General features: G+C 65.7%; 15 protein-coding genes and 2 pseudogenes. 10 read left to right on the forward strand and 7 right to left on the reverse strand.

Annotated elements, in window-relative coordinates; translation table 11 throughout:
• Positions 1-92: 92 nt before the first annotated feature.
• Positions 93-440, reverse strand: a pseudogene (locus ACFWO8_RS31740) (transposase); the annotation flags it as partial.
• A 240-nt stretch (positions 441-680) separates the two neighbouring features.
• Between ACFWO8_RS31740 and ACFWO8_RS31745 the strand changes: the two are divergent.
• Positions 681-881 (forward strand): hypothetical protein, encoded by a 201-nt coding sequence (locus tag ACFWO8_RS31745; RefSeq protein WP_378973154.1) that lies wholly within the window; start codon positions 681-683, stop codon positions 879-881.
• 117 nt (positions 882-998) lie between these two features.
• Here the strand turns inward: ACFWO8_RS31745 and ACFWO8_RS31750 are convergent, their stop codons facing one another.
• Positions 999-1421, reverse strand: a complete 423-nt coding sequence (locus ACFWO8_RS31750; RefSeq protein ID WP_378973157.1) for a hypothetical protein — start codon at positions 1419-1421, stop codon at positions 999-1001.
• A 539-nt stretch (positions 1422-1960) separates the two neighbouring features.
• On the opposite strand from ACFWO8_RS31750, the gene ACFWO8_RS31755 reads away from it, so the two are divergent.
• Both ACFWO8_RS31755 and ACFWO8_RS31760 read left to right on the forward strand, forming a co-directional pair.
• Positions 1961-2695, forward strand: coding sequence for a hypothetical protein (locus ACFWO8_RS31755; RefSeq protein ID WP_378973165.1), 735 nt, complete (start codon positions 1961-1963; stop codon positions 2693-2695).
• Positions 2696-3437: 742 nt separating this feature from the next.
• Complete coding sequence (locus ACFWO8_RS31760) at positions 3438-3959, forward strand: hypothetical protein (RefSeq protein ID WP_378973170.1); 522 nt, start codon at positions 3438-3440, stop codon at positions 3957-3959.
• A 336-nt stretch (positions 3960-4295) separates the two neighbouring features.
• Here the strand turns inward: ACFWO8_RS31760 and ACFWO8_RS31765 are convergent, their stop codons facing one another.
• The gene (locus ACFWO8_RS31765) at positions 4296-4598 is read right to left on the reverse strand and encodes a hypothetical protein (RefSeq protein ID WP_378973452.1); all 303 of its coding nucleotides are present in this window, start codon (positions 4596-4598) and stop codon (positions 4296-4298) included.
• A 205-nt stretch (positions 4599-4803) separates the two neighbouring features.
• On the opposite strand from ACFWO8_RS31765, the pseudogene ACFWO8_RS31770 reads away from it, so the two are divergent.
• Positions 4804-5007, forward strand: a pseudogene (locus ACFWO8_RS31770) (carboxyl transferase domain-containing protein); the annotation flags it as partial.
• A gap of 137 nt (positions 5008-5144) precedes the next feature.
• On the opposite strand, the gene ACFWO8_RS31775 reads toward ACFWO8_RS31770, so the two are convergent.
• The gene (locus ACFWO8_RS31775) at positions 5145-8111 is read right to left on the reverse strand and encodes a PQQ-binding-like beta-propeller repeat protein (RefSeq protein WP_378973177.1); all 2967 of its coding nucleotides are present in this window, start codon (positions 8109-8111) and stop codon (positions 5145-5147) included.
• Between the two features lie 533 nt (positions 8112-8644).
• Between ACFWO8_RS31775 and vanH the strand changes: the two genes are divergently transcribed.
• Genes vanH through ACFWO8_RS31800 form a run of 5 tightly spaced genes read left to right on the forward strand, consistent with a single transcriptional unit; the run spans position 8645 to position 12110 of the window.
• On the forward strand, positions 8645-9634 hold the full coding sequence (gene vanH / locus ACFWO8_RS31780) for a D-lactate dehydrogenase VanH (protein ID WP_378973433.1): 990 nt from the start codon (positions 8645-8647) through the stop codon (positions 9632-9634).
• Positions 9631-10671 carry a D-alanine--(R)-lactate ligase gene (gene vanA / locus ACFWO8_RS31785; RefSeq protein ID WP_378973183.1) on the forward strand — a complete coding sequence of 347 codons (1041 nt, stop codon included), beginning with the start codon at positions 9631-9633 and terminating at the stop codon, positions 10669-10671. Before vanH ends, vanA begins: the two co-directional genes overlap by 4 nt.
• Complete coding sequence (gene vanX, locus ACFWO8_RS31790; RefSeq protein WP_378973190.1) at positions 10668-11276, forward strand: D-Ala-D-Ala dipeptidase VanX; 609 nt, start codon at positions 10668-10670, stop codon at positions 11274-11276. Before vanA ends, vanX begins: the two co-directional genes overlap by 4 nt.
• Positions 11248-11502 carry a hypothetical protein gene (locus ACFWO8_RS31795; protein WP_378973197.1) on the forward strand — a complete coding sequence of 85 codons (255 nt, stop codon included), beginning with the start codon at positions 11248-11250 and terminating at the stop codon, positions 11500-11502. Before vanX ends, ACFWO8_RS31795 begins: the two co-directional genes overlap by 29 nt.
• Positions 11472-12110 (forward strand): hypothetical protein, encoded by a 639-nt coding sequence (locus ACFWO8_RS31800; RefSeq protein WP_378973200.1) that lies wholly within the window; start codon positions 11472-11474, stop codon positions 12108-12110. Before ACFWO8_RS31795 ends, ACFWO8_RS31800 begins: the two co-directional genes overlap by 31 nt.
• Here ACFWO8_RS31800 and ACFWO8_RS31805 read toward each other — a convergent pair.
• A complete protein-coding gene (locus ACFWO8_RS31805) occupies positions 12017-12886 on the reverse strand; it encodes an alpha/beta fold hydrolase (RefSeq protein ID WP_378973212.1) in 870 nt (289 codons plus the stop codon). The genes ACFWO8_RS31800 and ACFWO8_RS31805 overlap by 94 nt on opposite strands.
• Positions 12887-13130: 244 nt before the next feature.
• Between ACFWO8_RS31805 and ACFWO8_RS31810 the strand changes: the two genes are divergently transcribed.
• Positions 13131-15953: an AAA family ATPase gene (locus ACFWO8_RS31810; protein ID WP_378973222.1), complete on the forward strand. Its 2823-nt coding sequence runs from the start codon at positions 13131-13133 to the stop codon at positions 15951-15953.
• Positions 15954-15959: 6 nt separating this feature from the next.
• Here ACFWO8_RS31810 and ACFWO8_RS31815 read toward each other — a convergent pair whose 3' ends face one another.
• Both ACFWO8_RS31815 and ACFWO8_RS31820 read right to left on the reverse strand, forming a co-directional pair.
• Positions 15960-16565 (reverse strand): class F sortase, encoded by a 606-nt coding sequence (locus ACFWO8_RS31815; protein ID WP_378973227.1) that lies wholly within the window; start codon positions 16563-16565, stop codon positions 15960-15962.
• A gap of 17 nt (positions 16566-16582) precedes the next feature.
• A complete protein-coding gene (locus ACFWO8_RS31820) occupies positions 16583-17395 on the reverse strand; it encodes a hypothetical protein (RefSeq protein WP_378973232.1) in 813 nt (270 codons plus the stop codon).
• Between the last annotated feature and the right edge of the window lie 39 nt (positions 17396-17434).

Here is a 17434-nt window from a genome sequence, read left to right on the forward strand (position 1 = left end):
CGGCGAGTTGTTCGATCCAGCCAAGGCTTTCGCGATTCCCGTCCGTTTCACGCCAGAACCGGTCGCCGCTTGACTCTTAGCGATATCGGAGGTCTCTTTGCTCGCACCGACGCACCATCGACCACGACGCGCGACCAGTCGAGCAACCCCTCACTGCCGAGCTCGTCGAGCACGGCGCACTGTAGGCGCCGCCATAAACCTGCCTCGGTCCACGCAGTGAACCGCCGATGCGCGGTCGGGACGGTCACCCCGAATCCCGGTGGCAACATCCGCCAAGCACATCCGCTGGTCAACACGTACACGACGGCGGTGAACACGGCCCGCTCATCGGTGGGAGCGGTTCCGCCGCCCTGGCGGCGCGGCGAGAACGCCGACAACAACGGCTCGACGAGCTCCCACAGCTCATCGGGCACCAAACGCAACGAAAGTTGGTCGGTCACGACCGAAGATCATGCACCACAACAGAACACGCTGGGCCAGCGGCCACGGCCTGCGACATGAGACATCCTCTTACCGCACTGACCGAACCGGCCAGTGCCGCGTGTGGTCGAGTGGCCGTCAGGCCCGCCTTCTCACAGACAAATCGCATAGTCTGCCGCGGTGCCCAAGCTAACGCTGTCGAACCTTTCGCAGAGAAAATACTCACGGTCTGGCTCGAACCGTGGGGCCGGGATTACTGGATGCGACCGGGAGATGTCTTCATCATCGAATCCGACGACCGCGCCTCCTTCGCGCAGGCGAATAATGATCCGCCATTCGAGGTCTCGTGGCTCAAGGGCGGCATCATGGTCGGTGTGATGGTGGACAGCACCATGCGGGATCGGGACGGAATTGAGCGTGAGTGCGGCCATCAACGGCCTGTTGACCTCGACGGGCGGTAGCCCCGTAGCTCGGGCTAGATCCGGTGCGTCGACACTGCCTCTAGACATCCTCTTCTGCCGCGACCCGCGCGATCCCGACGGCCGCGGTCCCAGCTGACGAACGCACTCAACTGCCGATTATGTGTTGTCGATGCGGTGTACCGACCTACGACGTACTTCCCGTACCAACGGGCTCACAAGGAACATCTCATCGGGAGCCGAGGCCTCCAGACACGCCCAGTACTCGAGCCTCTGCGCGATTCCTGGTGCTTGCGTGGCTTCCCAAACCGCAACCAGAGCCTCTACCAACAGTTCGGTTCGTTCCGACTGATCATCCTGTGCCGACGTGATGAGCAGATCGTCCTCGGCCGACTGGAGGACCAGATCCAGCAACCAGAAACTCAGCTCCCAGTCGGTCTTATTCGCGAGTAGCAGGCAAACGAATTGATCGAGCCGCACCGGATCGGACACCTCGATCGGCCAGTCCTGCATCCAGTTTTCGTGCGCGATGTCCGCCAGTTGCGCCACTCGCGAGGCCGAATCCCCGCCTGGATAGATCATGGAGCTGAAGGTAGCCAACGCTGCGAACTTTGGCGATGGAGTTACCACTCTGCGGGATCCCTCCAGCCGAAACTGCTCGGACGCAGCACATCAACCGGCATTGTCTGGCGTGCGGCGGTCACCACCGCTGAGTAGCGCCCTGTTTGCGGACCGTGTGTCGAGAGCACCGGTGAGGGTCACCGATTCAGCCTGCGAGGATTCGGGGTTCAGCGGGATTCCGAGCGGTTCTCGTTGGGCCGTGCGATGATTCAGCCACGCGTGCGTCGATACACGCGTCGATCTGTGGTTCTTGTCGAGGGTGGTGACGAGCCGATGTTCACGAACGCACGCCTTATCGTCTTCATTGTTGTTCTCGGTGTGTGCCTCGTGGCCGTGGTCGTCCTTGCCTGGATTTCGTGGGTCCGAACAGTCGGAGCACCGGTGGCGCTAGGCCACGTCCCGCTCTTCGGATGAGACAGGATGTGCGGCCACCAGGGTCACGCAGAACCTCTGAGGTCGAAGGACTTTCGGGAACGATAGCTACAGCACAGTCATCGGACATGCAAGCCGTGGGGAGGGATGTGCCCCGAGAGCAGGTCGCGGGGCGGCTGGTGGAGCTCGCGGGGCCTCACGATGATCTGACCAAAGATCAGAGGAGGCTGTGCCTGGACGGCGCCTACCTCGATATGTGCTTGTCCGCAGGGGATCCGATCGAGGATTGGATTCGTCCGTGGGCGGAGATCAGGGCTATCGGGCATCGGCTCGTTCGCGAGGGTGGCGGTGGCCTGCTGCGGACGGTGGGGGAGGAAATACGTCGCATCGACGAGGTGACAATCGCGACCGCGCAGCCGATCACGGTGCATCGTGTCGATGGTGACCACATAATTCGGGAGGACGCTTCCCTTTTGGGTTTCTCCCCTGCGCTCGGGTTGATCGACATCGTGTGGGAATTGCTGGGTCGGACGCCGGAGCAGGTCGCGAGCGAAGTCTTCGAATTGGCAACGGTCAGCGCATCAGAATTCTCCGAGGTACCGGATGACCGTAAGGCATTGCTGTGGAGCGGCGACTACCTCGATGAAGTCGTGTCGAGCGCCGAGCAGGTCGAGGAGGCGTTACGCGCCAGGGCTGGGATCAGAGCAGTCGGATATCGGCTCGACTGCGCGAATGGTATCGAGTTGATGCGGACAGTGCACAGCATGTTGAGCTCGAATCCGCAAAAGCAGCTGCTCGTCGGCATCTTGTGGGGAGGCGGCAGCTCCGGCAACGGCCGACCAATCGGCGGGTGGCGGAACTGAAGAAACGCCGCCGATAACAGCGAACCCACCTCTCCCTCGATCCGCGGAGAGGCACCGACTCACCCTGCGACGACGTGCTATTGCCCTATCGGCCGATGGTCAGGCCTCATCAGCGTTCGACGATCCACGGATCGCAGAATCCCAAGCAGCAACCCCGAGCGACGAGCCTGCGTCAGGCGATGCCGTAATAGTAGTTTGACGCTCCAGGTGCGCATAGCGGACCTGGAGCTCTATCGCGTTGTAGAGCTCTTGCTTGTGTTCAGGGGCGCCTCCCGCGAGGATCAAGCGAATGTCTCCCAGTGATCCGATGAGCTGGCGGAACTCGGTCTCGGTGAACTTTTCCTCCTTGGATAGATTGTTCAGTTCGACCTGTGCGGCGGCTTTGTCTGCTTGGGCCGAGTTCAGTGCGTCGACGACGGCTTGTGGGTCGACGCCGGCCTCGATAGCGGCGAGGCGGCGTCCGATACGGGTTTGAGCCTGCTCGATGCGCCTCCGCAGGGCGGCTCGGCGTGTATCGGTTCCGCGGTCTTCCTGCGCCTGGGTACGCGCATGGACGAAGCACAGCCGTTGCCAGGGCGGCGTCGGTCGTGTCGAACGGGGGATCGGCGAAGACCGAGCAGGAATCGTGTGGTGATGGCGCAGTCACGCTGAAGACAGGAGCAAGGTTCCAGAGGCGGTTGAGGGCTTTGACCCAAACCTGATTCGCTTGCTGAAATCGAAGGGACGTAGCGACAATGGCCGCATGTTGCTGGATGACGACTACGCGAGTTTGGTTCCGAATCCCCCGACCCGTTTCGGGTTGACCGAGCTGCGAGATTCGTATGTCGATGCGGTCGCCGATGAAGAAGTCCAGCGACCGATGGCCGAGGAGCGTCGCGCCTACTTCGAGGGACTCTGTGGGTTGTTCGAACTCGATCTGCCTACGTCTCGTAAAGCCCTCGGCTGGAGTCCGGCACGGTACGTGCATGGCCTGGTACTCAATTCCGCGAAGTCGTTGCTGCGCACCGGTTCCCCGTGGGACGGCTATCTCGAAGCGGGGGCGCTGATCGGGGCGCTCGATGATCTGGGTATCGGCGAAGCACATCGGTCGATGGTGCTGGAACTGCGCACGACCGTGGAAGCGTCGCGGTCCCAGCATCGGGCGTTGCTGGACCTGTTGCTGACCGGGTTGCTGGGCGAGCGCGCGCAAGTGGTGTTCACGCTGGTCGATCTCGAGGCCGCCGGTATCGAGCGTGCGGTGCCGATCCGCAATCTGCCTGACTGACCGCGATCGGATCGGGTTGCGGGGTCGACGTGGCACGAGGCGCCTCCGCTTCGCTGTGGCAACGTCGACCGGTCATCACTCGGTCGCTGCGCAGTCAACGACCGAGCATCAGTCATTCGCAGCCGGTGTCACGGTGGATCGGCGCTGTCGGACACTCACGGTCAGCCTCTTTGGGGCGATGAAAATCACTGAGCCGCAACATCTTCCACTGTCAGGTGTCAGAGCGAGTGGCGGCAAGCGCGGGTGTAGGAATGTCGCGACGGTAGATGGTGTCCCGGTCCAATCCCGTCGGACCGGGACACCATCTACCTGTTGCTCCACGGTTCGTTTCCGGTGTCAGGCCGCGAGGGGTTCGACCGATTCGTCATCGACCACTGCGACGGCCGGGCTGTCGAGATTGACGTTGTTGTCGTCGATCTCGCCGGTGATGGCACGTTCGACGTCGACGAGCGCGAAGTCTTTCGTCGCGCCGAGCTCTGCGAGAAAATTCAGGTACCGGGCGCCCTCGGAAGGGGCACTGCGCCAGGAGTTCTTTTCGATCTGGGATTCGTGCGCGCCGAGTACGAGCGCGAGCATGATCACCCGCGCGCCCCCGTCGCCGCCGCGGCGATCTTTCGGTGTCGTCGTCGACCGCGACATTGACCGCCCACTGGTGGGCATCAGCGTAGATCTCGGTCTAGGTATCCGGCTCACCCGCACCATCGGCAAGGTGCGTGGCAGGGATCGGGTTCGTCGTGTCGAGGTCGCCGGCGAGGATCCGGAACGCCGCGTAGGGAAGTGCTGCGGTCAGGCGGGCACGGGTAGCCACGCGTTGCTGCTCGATCAAAGCCGCCTGATGCCAGACGAAGGACGGGCGACCGTACGACAGCAGCTTGTCGATTTCTACAACGCGACCGTATCCACTCCATGGATTGCTGCCGAACGCGGATACGTCGATGCGGTCATCGAACCGGCCCAGACCCGGCTCGAAATTCGGAAAGCTCTGCGGATACTGAGAGACAAGGACGTCCGGCATGCCCCAAGAAAACACCATCGCATGCCGTTGTAGCACTGGCCCCATCGAAGCGGCGAACTGGCCCGCAGCGGCACCAATTGCCGTGGTGCGCATCGGCAAGGGGGACCGGGCAGATTCGGCCGGCCGACTTCTTCGTCATGCCGAACTGACGGAAGTGGGGTGATGTCGTCTCATACCCGGATCGCGTACACGCCGTACCCGCCGTACACATACGCCCTCTTGTTGGCGACCGAGATCGAACTGCGTGCTGCGGCGGGGTCGCGTTCCCACTGGCCTTCGTCTACAGCGGTACCGATTTTGCATTCCCATCGGAGTGTGCCGGTGGCCGCGTCGAATGCGTGGACTTCGGACTCCCACACCGCGAACACGGTTCCGTCGGCAACGCACGGCGCCCCCAAGTGCCCCTTGCCACCAACACGCGACCATCGCTTCCTGCCGGTTCTGCGGTCGAATGATTCCAGCGGTGTGCTCGGCGCTCCGCCACCACCATATTCTTCCGGTTCGCCGCCCACGACGATCGCATCCCCATCAGGGACGGCGTATCGACCGCGGTTGGTGCGGAATTCACCGGGTGTGCCGAGAGTCCACAGCGGTTCGCCGGAGGCGAGGTCGAAGACCTGGATCTGCGGCTGCTTCAACTTGGCAACCACCACGGTGTCGGCGGTGATGCAGGGTCGGAAGAGCGGGTCGTAGTCGCTCAGTTCACCCACGGCGGCCCGCCACCGTATCGCGCCAGTGACGGAATCCAGGACGAAAAGCGAATCGCCTTGGACGGCTGCGATGACACCGTTCCCCGCAGTGATGTACAGGTTGCCGCGACTTCCACTGTCAGTTGGGGTCGACCAGCGTGGGGTACCGCTCTCGGCATCGAGTGCAACAACGTCGAAGACAGGCAGCGGCCCCTCTGCATAGACATAGGGCGGGTCGTTTGTTGCGCACAGGTTGTAGGTGCCATTGACGGCTCCTGCCTCCCATGGCCGCCCTCCGGTCGCCCATCGCCGCGCTCCGGTGGTCGCGTCGAATCCGATCAGTGAGTTGTCGCCGTTGACGATCACGGTGCCATCCGCGACGACGAGGACCTGCACCTCGCCGTCGGCGAGCTTGCTGCCGATCTCGACGCTCCACAGCACCGCACCGGTTGCTGCGTCGAGTGCGTGCAGTCGGTTGTCCTGGCCGCACACGAAGACGCGTCCGTTGGCGACTACCGGTGGCGATCCGTCTCTATTGATGTGGGGACGGATCTTGGCTTGCCACAGGATTTGGCCGGGTTGTGGTTCGGGCTGGGTTTTCGGCGCTTCCTCTTCGCTCGCCACCAGCTTGACCGCGGCGTAGCCGCCGCCGACGAGGGCGCCGGTGCCGAGCAAGCCGAACCCGATCAGCCCTTTGCTGAGCATGGTTCTGCGGCCCAGCGAAGCGGGCCCCGAACTCGGGCCGGGCGAGTTCGGTAGGACGCCGACCCTCTCGGTGGGCCGTACGGCGGACACGTCGAACGACGGGGCCAGTGCTGGTCCGTCCGTCGATGGAGCTTCGAGCTGCCGGAGTATCTGTGTGGTCGTGAGCCGGGCGTCAGGATGTCGCGCGAGGCAGCCCGCGATGACGAAGCGGAGTCTGGTTTCGGGTATGCCGGTGAGGTCCGGTGGCTGGGTAGTCACGCGATGCAGGAGCGTCGCAGCGTTGGCGTCGCCGAATGGGGGACGCCCCGTCAGTGCGGAGGAGAGCAGGGCGCCCAGGGAGAACACATCCGAGGCGGGTCCGCCCGGTTCGCCGGTGAGTTGTTCCGGCGACGTGAACGCCGACGGTGTGGAATGGGTCCTGGGAAGACTGAAATCGATGACCCGAAGGCCGGTTTCGGTGATGATCACCGACTCGGGGGTGATGGTGCCGTGCACCAGACCCGCACCGTGGATGGCGATCAAGGCGTGCGCGATACCGATGCCGATGCTCTCGACCGCCGGTAGTGGCAGCGGCCCGTATTCGGTCACCAGCTCGCGCAGCGAGGGGCCGGTGATGTATTCGGTTGCTGCCCACGGCTGCGGAGCCTCCGGGTCCGCGTCCAGGACCGCCGGTGTGAAGTCGCTGTGCACGGCTCGTGCGGCCGCGAAAATCTGTGCGAGCTCGCTTCGGTCGCTGATACCGGTTCCGCGGTCCGAGTGCACCGTGTGGACGACGACATTCTCCGCGCCGGGGGCACAAGCCAAATAGGTATCGCCGCGTGCGTCCGAACCGAGTCGGCCGATCAACGCGTACGGACCGATCGCCGACGGATCGGAAGCCCGCAACGGCAGCGTGCGTGGGCCGGACTGCGTGGCAGGCCCGATCAGGGATGCGCCAGCTGAGGCACCGGTCGGCAGAGAAGTCGGCGGCTGTGGTCTTTCCGTGTCGTGAATCGTTTGCCCTCGTTCGCCCCCCAGCGCATTCAGTTGCTGAGCCGCCCGAGCCTGCTGCCAGCGTTGCACCTGGATGATCACTGCTCCCAGGCAGAATGCCGCGACCGCGAGCACACCTGCCCGGATCAATTCCACTGCTATCAGCCCGAATCCGCCCACCGGTGCGTACCCGTAGATGAGGTAGTCACCGGCCCTTTCCGTCCGCACCGCGGGGAGGCTCAAAACCAATGCGACGAACCCGAGTACCCACCCGAGTAGCAAGAACAACCACCACGCGGTGACCCATCCGCCGGCGCGACGGCCGCGCAGATCCTGCGCGTCCGGCGGTGTACGCGGGTCACTCGCTCGCCACACATCGGACATAATCGTGTGCGGAAACCAAACATTGACCACGGGACAGAACCAGCCGCCGATCACCCAGCCCATGGAACGCCGATGGCGTGCGGTGCACAGCGCTTCGGCATTGCGGCGCGCCCGCCACAACCACGTGATGACGGTGACTCCTGCGCCGAGTTGCAGGATGGCCGAGATGATTCCGGCCCAGGTGTAGGACTGCCACTGCGTGCGTGTCCCTGTCGGCTGTCTCCAGCTTCTCTCGAAGTCCGCCAGCAGTATCCAGTCGGCGATCGCACTGACGAACATCATCACCACAGCCCCGGCGACCAGGGTGATCGCCCATGCTCCCAGCATCCCGATCGGACGTATCTGCCTACCGTCACGCACGATTGCCTGGTCCCACCCCATCGACATGTTCCGATCCCTTCAAGTCCAGCGTGCCACGCCGGGCCGGTGACGATATCGGATTACGTTGCCGCAGCGTCGCATCGAGTCAACCAGGCCCTCGACCATGCAACCAGATCGAGGGGGCATATGGGCAAGGTCGCACCGCCGATTCCTTCGTCGCAACGCTGGGCGAGCGCACGGATGTTGGTCGTGCCGGATCCGCAACAGGCAACTCTTAGCCGCATCCGCGATTTTCTGGCGTCAGGCCGGAAACCACCGACAGCGAATTTGATGCTGAACGGGGTACTTCGTGTGCGGCAGGTATGTAATCCTGCGGCAAGGAGTTGATCTGGGCCGTTGGTGGCGCGCTGTGCCGCCGCCTATGGCGCAGCATCGCATTCAGAGCCGCCGCCGCGCTGACCTGACTCAGCGGCATATCGTCCGTGTATCGGAAAACTCATACGTTATGGCAACACCACGCTGTCTTGACTGGACGCATGGCCTACCGCGAACTGAATTCGATCTACAGCGATGCGATCGCGGACCGTCGCGCCCGAGCAATGGCCGAGCGGTCCGCGTCGACCGTTCCAACGATAGGTGCCACGGTCTTCGGGTGCGGCGAGGAGGAAGCCGCCCTGTTCCGAAAGGTGGGAGCCTGCCTCGGAGTGCTGCTCACGATCACCGAGGCAGCCGTCTGTGAGACCAACGCTGAGCTGGCACGTGGCAGCCGATGCATCAGCGTGAGTCACAAGACCCAGATCACCGATTCCACGCTGCTGGCGCTGAGCCGAGCCGGTGTGGAGTACATCTCCACCAGGAGCATCGGCTACAACCACCTCGACCTGACGTACGCAGAGCGCGTCGGCATCTCGGTCGGCAACGTCGCGTACTCACCGGACAGTGTGGCCGACTACACGTTGATGTTGATGCTGATGGCCGTGCGCCACGCGAAATCCGGTTTCCGTCGCACCGACATGCATGACTACCGGCTCAGCGACATGCGTGGCAAGGAACTGCGCGACCTGACCGTCGGGGTGATCGGGACGGGACGCATCGGCACAGCGGTCATCGACCGGTTGCGGGGCTTCGGCTGCCGCGTCCTGGCACATGACAGCCGGCCGCACGCCGGCGCCGACTACGTTCCGCTCGATGAACTGCTGAGGCAGAGCGACATTGTCACTCTGCACACCCCACTCACCGCGGACACCCACCATCTCCTCGATCGCCACCGCATCGAGCAGATGAAGCGCGGCGCGTACGTCGTCAATACGGGGCGCGGACCGCTGCTCGATACGGCGGCTCTCCTGTCCGCACTGGAGAGCGGTCGGTTGGGCGGCGCGGCGCTGGATGTCCTCGAAGGCGAGGAAGGGATCTTCTACGCCGACTGCCGAAACACGGTGATCGAGAACGAAGCTCTGGTGCGGCTGCAGCGCCTGCCGAACGTACTGATCAGTCCGCACTCTGCGTACTACACAGACCACGCCCTGAACGACACCGTCGAAAACAGCCTTATCAACTGCCTGAACTTCGAAAGCGGGAAAACAGCATGAGCAGACCAAAGGTCGGGGTCATCTTCGGAGGGACTTCCGAAGAACATCTCGTCTCCATCAAGTCGGCGCGAGAGGTGGCAAGGAATCTCGACACCGAGAAGTACGAACCGTTCTGGATCGGCATCACCACCGGCGGCGAGTGGAAGCTCTGTGACGGCCCCGACGCGGATTGGGAGAATCGTAACGCCCGTCCGGCCATGCTTTCGCCCGATCGGAGTGTGCACGGCCTGCTGGTCAGGGAGCAGGGGAGCTACGACGCCATCCGCCTCGACCTCGTCTTCCCCGTACTTCACGGCACACTCGGCGAAGACGGCGCAATCCAAGGCCTGTTGGAGCTCTCTGGCATCCCCTACGTCGGCTGCGACATCCAGGGCTCCGCCGTGTGCATGGACAAGTCCTTGGCGTACGCCATCGCCCACAGCGCCGGGATCGCCACGCCGAGCTTCTGGGTCGTCGCGGAGAACGAGACGGTCGACGCCGCTCATCTTCCGTATCCCGTCTTCGTCAAGCCGGCCCGTTCGGGTTCATCGTTCGGCGTCAGCAAGGTCACCCGAGAAGGCGAGCTACCGAAGGCGCTGAGCGCAGCGCGCCAGTTCGACTCGAAAGTCCTTGTCGAGGAGGCCGTCACCGGCAGCGAGATCGGCTGCGCGGTCATGGGGGAGCGCTTCGGCCTGATCACGGGCGAGGTGGACCGCGTCGACCTCTCGCACGGATTCTTCCGGATCCACCAGGAGGACTCACCGGAGACGGGATCGGAGAATTCGACGTTCGTCGTTCCCGCCGACATCTCCGATGAAGCGCGCCTGCTCGTCCACGAGACCGCCAAGGCCATCTACCGCGCCCTGGGCTGCAAGGGACTTGCCCGCGTGGACATGTTCCTCACCGACGACGGACGAGTGGTGCTCAACGAGGTCAACACCATGCCCGGCATGACGTCGTACAGCCGCTACCCGCGGATGATGGCCGCCGCGGGACTGCCGCTCGCCGACGTGATCGACCGGCTCCTCTCGATGACGCTGCAGGGAAAGAAGCGATGAACGACGACTTCGCCTACGTCGACGCGCTCGTGCCCGGGATCCGCTGGGACGCCAAATACGCCACGTGGGACAACTTCACCGGCAAACCGGTCGACGGCTATCTCGCGAATCGCATCGTCGGCACCCGGTCCCTCTGCGCGGCTCTGGAGCAAGTAAGCGAGAAGGCAGCCTCCCTTGGATTCGGGCTGCTGCTCTGGGACGGGTATCGCCCCCAACGCGCCGTCGACTGCTTCCTCCGCTGGTCCGAGCAGCCAGAAGATGGCCGGACCAAACCGCGGCACTACCCGAACATCTCCCGGGTGGACATGGTCAAGCACGGATACGTGGCTGCGAAGTCGGGCCACAGCCGGGGCAGCACCGTGGACCTGACGCTCTATCACCTCGCCACCGGTGAGCTGGCTTCCATGGGTGGCGACCACGACCTCATGGATCCGATGTCGGGTCATCGAGCCCGAGGAATCACCCCAACCGAGGACAAAAGCCGCGAGCATCTCCGTTCCATCATGGAGGGCTGCGGATTCGATCGGTACGACTGCGAATGGTGGCACTACACGCTAAGAAACGAGCCCTATCCCGATGTCTACTTCGACTTTCCCATCACATGATCGGAGTCGCGTCCGGCGCCTGGACGATCTCGACACCCCCGACGGCCCCGACCTGCACGGCTGGCTCACCGACGCGCCCGTGATCGAGGGCGGCGACGGCCGGAGTGCTCACACAGCAGCTCAGGCGCGGGTCGTTGTCTTGCGAAACGACAAGCGGATCCTGCGCTCGGCCAACTGGCCGCGCAGGGCGCGGCCGTGCGCGCGCTGGCTGGTCCGGGCGGGCTGAACTCCGCGCCGCCGTTCACGCCGATCGCCGATGTCGATCCGCTGCCGGACGAATCCCTGTGGCGTCGCGAGGTCGTGCGGCGAGCCGGCGACCTGCAGGTGATCATCGGGGCAACGGCCGACGAGATGGGCGCGTTCTACGGTGGCCCGCATTCGGTGTTCTCCCGGATCCGCCGACTGCCGTTCGGTCCACGGATCGCGTCCGAAATCCAGCAATTGATCGGACGCAAGGCATTCGAGGACGGCACCGCCGAACTCGCGGATCTGCTCGCCACCCACGACGCCGACGTCTACCGCTATCGAGTTCATGACTTGCACCCGAGCAACCCGTTCGGTCCCTGTCACTGCCTCGAACTGCTGTTTCGAGTGGACGGCAACTGGCCCGAAGGCGGCGCGCAGGTGCTCGGCGGTCAGATGACGGCCTGCCGCCCACCAGGCTTCGGGGCTGTGCTCCCATCGATAAGCACGACGACCTGTTGGACATCACTCGACGCCTCGACTTCAGGCGCATTCGATCAGCTGATCCCGTCGAGAACTTCGTGCAGGATAATGGCGAAAGCCTCTGGCTGGCCGGGGTATCCGGACTCCGGGCCGGTGAAGCCGCCGTGATGGCTGGGGAAGAGAACCGGCTTGTGGCCGAGTCGTTCGGCGACCGCCAGCGAGGTGCGGGCGGTGACCGTGTCCGTCGACTCCTCGCCGTAGCCGATGACGATCCGGGTCGGGGCCGCGGTGAGAGCCGCGATGTCGGGTCGGTAGCCGACGACCGGCCGGGAACGCTGTGACAGCAGCGGGTCGTCGCGAGAGCTGTCGTCCTGGGCCGGCAGGCCGAACTGCGCGGGATCGGCGGCGGGTGCGGCGAAATAATCGTCGGTGAATTCGCCCTGCCAGGATGTCATCGCGATGAAGGCTGCCATTCCCGCGCCGAATCCGTTCGCCGCGTAGGCGGCGCGATATCCGTCCGCCGCGCGTTCTGCGGCCGCGGCATCGGGGAGAACGGACAACAGCGGCGGTTCATGGGCCACCAATGTGGTCACGTCATCGGGGTGAGCGGTCACGAGCGCGAGCGCGACGATGGCCCCGCCGCTGCTGGCGAAGATCTCGACCGGGCCGGAGTCGATGGCCTCGATGACGGCGTGCACATCGTCGGCGTGGACGGCGGGGACGTTGTCGACCTGGCCGTCGGTGCGGACGCTGCGGCCGAGTCCGCGTGGGTCGTAGGTGATGACCGTGCGGTCGGGGAAATGCGCGGCGAGTGCGGTGAAACCGGTGGTATCCATCGGCAGACCGATCATGAGCAGCGGCGGCCGCCCGTCGGCGGTGGGGAGTGCTCCGTGGACGTCGTAGGTGAGTGTGGCGCCGGGGGTTTCGAGCTGGTGTGTCCTCATGCCCATATTGACGGCGCCGGTGGCGGGAACTCATCGGTGGACGTACGCATATGCTCGGCCACCGCGACGGCCTCATGCCGCTGCGGTTCCGCAATAGTTGGCCGTGCGAGTGGTCGCCGACGACTTCGTCCCGAACGTTCTTCCGGGGAGGAGCGCCGACCATATAGTGTCGAAAAAGCGGCCTCTACCCGGCGATCACCTGTCATCGTAGTGTTCACCGGCTCGCGACAGGGGTGGCGCCGAAGTGACTGCTGAATCGTTCTTCCGTGCGCCCGTTCTCGTCGACCGGATCGATGAACTGTCCTGGCTGGAGTCGTGTCTGGACGAGGCCGGTGCCGGTGCGGGGCACGTCGTGCTCCTCGAGGGACCGGCGGGTATCGGCAAGACGACCGTGCTCGACGAGCTGCGCAGGCGCGCGCAGGTCAAGGGGTGGGACGTGCGTTCGGCGCGCGGCGGCGAGCTCGAGCGCGGGTTCGGATTCGGTGTGGTCCGTCAACTGCTCGAGGCCGGACTCTCCCGCGCCGAACCACGCGAACGTGCCCGGTTGCTCTCCGGTGCGGCGAGCCTGGCCGAGGCGGTGTTCACCTCGGTGGACCACACCGCAGGCGGTGACATCGCCTTCGCGACCTTGCACGGCCTGTACTGGCTGGTGGCCAACATCGCCGAACGATCGCCGGTACTGATCACCATCGACGACCTCGGCTGGATCGATGAGCCTTCCCTGCGATTCCTGCGGCATCTGACATTGCGTCTGGACGGGTTGCCCGCGCTCATCGCGGTGACCGCGGGCACAGGGGGTGAGCGCCACCGCCGCGATGTTGAGGAGTTCCTACTCGAAGCGCGGCCGTCGGTGCTGCGTCCGCGGCCGATGTCGCTGCCCGCTGTCGCGACGCTGCTGCGGGACCGGCTCGGCGCGCAGGATCAGCCACGCCTGGCGCGGGCGTGCCTCGCGGCATCCGGGGGCAATCCGTTCCTGCTCACCGAGTTGCTCGGCGCGCTGCATCGGCGCGACGACGCCGGTGCGGTCGATCCGTCGACGGTGGCGAGACTGGCGCCCCGACGTGTCGCTGCCGCGGTGCTGGCCCGGGTGAGCCGGATCGATGCGGCGGCACCGGGATTCGCGCGGGCCGTCGCCGTGCTCGGCGACAGCGCCCGTGTCGAGGACTGCGCGCGGCTCGTCGGGCTCGACCCGACCGCGGCAGGTGTGCTGGCCGACGCGCTGGCCGCTGTCGCAGTGCTCGAGCGCGGCGAACCGTTGCGGTTCGTGCATCCGGTCGTGCGCGCAGCCGTCTACGGTGATATCCCCGGTACCGAACGCGCTGCCCTGCATGCACGCGCGGCCGATGTGCTGGCCGCGCAGGGCGCCGACCCCACGGCCGTCGCCGCGCATCTACTGGTCAGTAGCCCGTCCGGTGATCAGCATGTGGTGACGCTCCTGAGGGAAGCCGCCCAGCGGGCCGCCGCGGCGGGCGCACCGGACACCGCCGCCACCCTGCTGCGCCGCGCGCTCGACGAACCACCCGCCGCCATGGACCACCCACAGTTGCTGTTCGAACTCGGCACCGCCGAACACGAGATCGGCGCGCGCGACGCCTCCCTGCACCTGCGTCTGGCAGGGGAGACCGCGGTCGACCCGGTCGACCGGGCCCGCGCCGTCATCGCGTTGGCCTGGACCACCCACGCCGATCCGGTGTGTCAGCGTGACCAGATCGCCCTCTACGAACGCGCGGCCGTCGATGTCGGTGACCACGATCGCGAGCTCGCTCTGCACCTGGAAGCCGCCAAACTCGGTGCCTTGCTGGCTAATCCGAGCCTGCCGACCAGCTTCGAGGCCGAAGCGGTCCGCTTCGGCACGCTACCGGCCCACTCGGCGGCCGAATGCCTGCTGTTGTCGTTCGTGGCGCGGCGCGCACTGGCCACGGGCGGGCCGGTGGCCGAGGCGGGTGACCTGGCCGAGCAATCGGCGGCGCATCCGGCGATGACCAGTCACGGCGGACATCCGTTGTGGCGCACCAACATCACGATCTGTCTGGTCGCGGCCGAGCGCTACGGCATCGCCGAGGATCTACTCACCCGGGCCGCTCGTCATGCCGCCCGCACCGGCTCACCGCAGTGGACAGCGCGGGTGCTGTGGTTGCGTGGGCTCACCCGTCATCGCAGCGGTGACCTGCGCGGTGCCGAAACCGATCTGCGGGCCGCCGTCGACGCGCAGGGCCTGACCCCCACACACTTTCAGCACACGGTCTTCCCCCTGATCGACGTCCTCATCGATCAGGGCCGGCTCGACGAGGCCGCCGCGCTGCTGACCGGCAACGGACTCGACGGCGAGTTCGGCCCGGAGCCGATGGCGATCAGCTCACGGATCGCGCGGGGCCGCCTACGCGCCGCGCGGGGCGAATTCGCTTCCGCGCACAACGATCTCGTCGACGCACTACACCGGCTGACCGCGACACGTGGACTGCTGCCCGGGGACCACGACACCCGCATCGCCCTCGTCCCGGTACTGGCCGCGCTCGGTGACGATCCCGGCGCACGGGAACTGGCCGACGCCGCACTCGCCGCGGCCACCGCCGCGCAGTCGCGGCGCGCGATCGGCGGCGCGCTACGGGTGTCCGGGCTCCTTCGCCACGGCGCCGAGGGCCTCGACCTGCTGCACCGCGCCGTCGAGATCCTCGCCGACTCACCCTCCCTGGTGTGGCGGGCCGAGGCCCTGCTCGACTACGGCAGCGCCCTGCGCCGATCCGGCCGGACAACGGTCGCCCGCCCGCCGCTGCGGCAGGCCATGGAGCTGGCGCACCGGTGCGGCGCCGCGGGGCTGGCGGAGCGGGCGAGCGGGGAACTCCGGGCCGCGGGTGGACGTCCGCGCCGCCGTGCTGGCACCGGTGTCGCGGCCCTGACCAGCCGCGAACACCGGGTCGCCGAACTCGCCGCACGCGGCAGTTCGAACAAGGAGATCGCTCAGTCGCTGTTCGTCACGTTGCGGACGGTGGAGATGCATCTGTCCAGCGCCTATCTCAAGCTCGGCATCCGGTCCAGGAACGAGCTCGCCGTGGCGCTGCGCGGATAGGTGTGTTCACTGCGCCCCCGACAGCTGGGTGACGATCACCAGGTTGTCGAAGGTGTCGGCACCTTCGGGCGTGGTGTCGCATGTCTCGAGGATCAGCCGGCCCGCCACGTTCACCAATAAGTCTGTGCGCTGGGGCATCTCACGCTTGGGCACCCGGAAGACCTCCTGGACCGTGTAGGAGAGGGTGCCGTTGGCGGTGCCCACCGTGACGGTGTGCCCGACCCGCACCCGCTCGAGTGCGGCGAAAGGCACCTCGGTGCCCGAACCGTCGTCGAAGTTGTGGCCGACGATGAAAGAGGTTCCCTTGGAATCGGTTCCAGGCCGGTTGCTGTCGGTGCGGAAGACCGGCCGGTTGTCGACCGGTTCCACCCGGCCGTTCACAGCTTTGATCCCGGCCGGGTTCAGCGTGGTCCGCCCCAGCAGACCCGGTTCGATCGCGATCCAGATCGGCGCCGACTGCCGGACCTGCCTGACCGACCGAGTACTGGGCGGCCCGACGGTCTCCGGCGTCGATGTCGTCTGGACCACGCCGGGCGTCAGCACGCTCTGCAGCAACCCGCTCGCCTGTGCGACGGAGACACCGATCAACAGTGCCCCGCCGAACAGAGCCACCTTCGCCAGGGCTGACATTATCGGGCGCGGCGAACCAGCAGCGATATACCAGCGGTGACCAGGAGGGCGGCACCGACACCACCGGTGATCCACCACCAGCCCGAGACACCGGTGCCGTCCGAACCCGGATCGCGGCCGGTCACGATCTCGGCCGGCGGGGTCTCCAGGATCACTTCGCCGGCCTCCTGAGCCACCTTCGCTTCCTGCACGGTCTTGACCTTCTCCGGGTAGTAGCCGGTGAAGACGATGTCATTGCCGTTCTGATAGCCGGTGCACAGGCGACCGGACGGTGCTCGATAGGTGAAGACCTGGCAACCGCACTTCTTGTCGTAGTACGACGGGATCTCGGGGACGATGACGAGGAGGTCGCCGGTGACGCAGATCAGGTATCCGCCTTCGGTGCGGCACTCCGGCTTCGGCTTCGGGGTCGTCGTCGGCGGTGTGGTTTCCGTCGTGGTCGTCGTGGTCGGGGTGACAGTCGGCCCCGATGTCGTGGTGGGCGGGACGCCGGAGGTGGTCGTCGGCGGAACCGTCGTCGTGGTCGGCGGGATGCCGGACGTGGTAATCGGCGGGAGGGTGAAAGTCGGTGGGAGGGTGAGTGTCGGTGGAAGGGTGAAGGTCGGCGGCAGTCTCAGCGAGGTGATCGGCGGCAGCTGCGTGATGGTCGGCTGGACCAACGTCCCCGGCGCCCGCGTCGACGTCGGCGGTGGCGGATCCGGCTGCTCCACACCGGTCGGCGGCGCCGCCGCACCGAATCCCGCCGTGAACGACAAGAACGCGGCCACCAGGAACATCACGGCAGACAGGACGAGAGTGGACCGAATTCTCATGGCTTCCCTCACACGCTAGGAATATCCGGCTGTGCCCAC

The organism is Nocardia sp. NPDC058480, assembly GCF_042720495.1.
GTDB lineage: Bacteria > Actinomycetota > Actinomycetes > Mycobacteriales > Mycobacteriaceae > Nocardia.

Bases quoted from the DNA above. Each gene is read 5' to 3' on its own strand.
- vanH (WP_378973433.1), top strand. From the start codon at position 8,645: ATGGCCGAGCGGTCCGCGTCGACCGTTCCAACGATAGGTGCCACGGTC.
- ACFWO8_RS31820 (WP_378973232.1), bottom strand. From the start codon at position 17,395: ATGAGAATTCGGTCCACTCTCGTCCTGTCTGCCGTGATGTTCCTGGTG.
- ACFWO8_RS31775 (WP_378973177.1), bottom strand. From the start codon at position 8,111: ATGTCGATGGGGTGGGACCAGGCAATCGTGCGTGACGGTAGGCAGATA.
- vanA (WP_378973183.1), top strand. From the start codon at position 9,631: ATGAGCAGACCAAAGGTCGGGGTCATCTTCGGAGGGACTTCCGAAGAA.
- ACFWO8_RS31750 (WP_378973157.1), bottom strand. From the start codon at position 1,421: ATGATCTATCCAGGCGGGGATTCGGCCTCGCGAGTGGCGCAACTGGCG.
- ACFWO8_RS31745 (WP_378973154.1), top strand. From the start codon at position 681: ATGCGACCGGGAGATGTCTTCATCATCGAATCCGACGACCGCGCCTCC.
- ACFWO8_RS31795 (WP_378973197.1), top strand. From the start codon at position 11,248: ATGTCTACTTCGACTTTCCCATCACATGATCGGAGTCGCGTCCGGCGC.
- vanX (WP_378973190.1), top strand. From the start codon at position 10,668: ATGAACGACGACTTCGCCTACGTCGACGCGCTCGTGCCCGGGATCCGC.
- ACFWO8_RS31805 (WP_378973212.1), bottom strand. From the start codon at position 12,886: ATGAGGACACACCAGCTCGAAACCCCCGGCGCCACACTCACCTACGAC.
- ACFWO8_RS31760 (WP_378973170.1), top strand. From the start codon at position 3,438: ATGTTGCTGGATGACGACTACGCGAGTTTGGTTCCGAATCCCCCGACC.
- ACFWO8_RS31755 (WP_378973165.1), top strand. From the start codon at position 1,961: ATGCAAGCCGTGGGGAGGGATGTGCCCCGAGAGCAGGTCGCGGGGCGG.
- ACFWO8_RS31765 (WP_378973452.1), bottom strand. From the start codon at position 4,598: ATGTCGCGGTCGACGACGACACCGAAAGATCGCCGCGGCGGCGACGGG.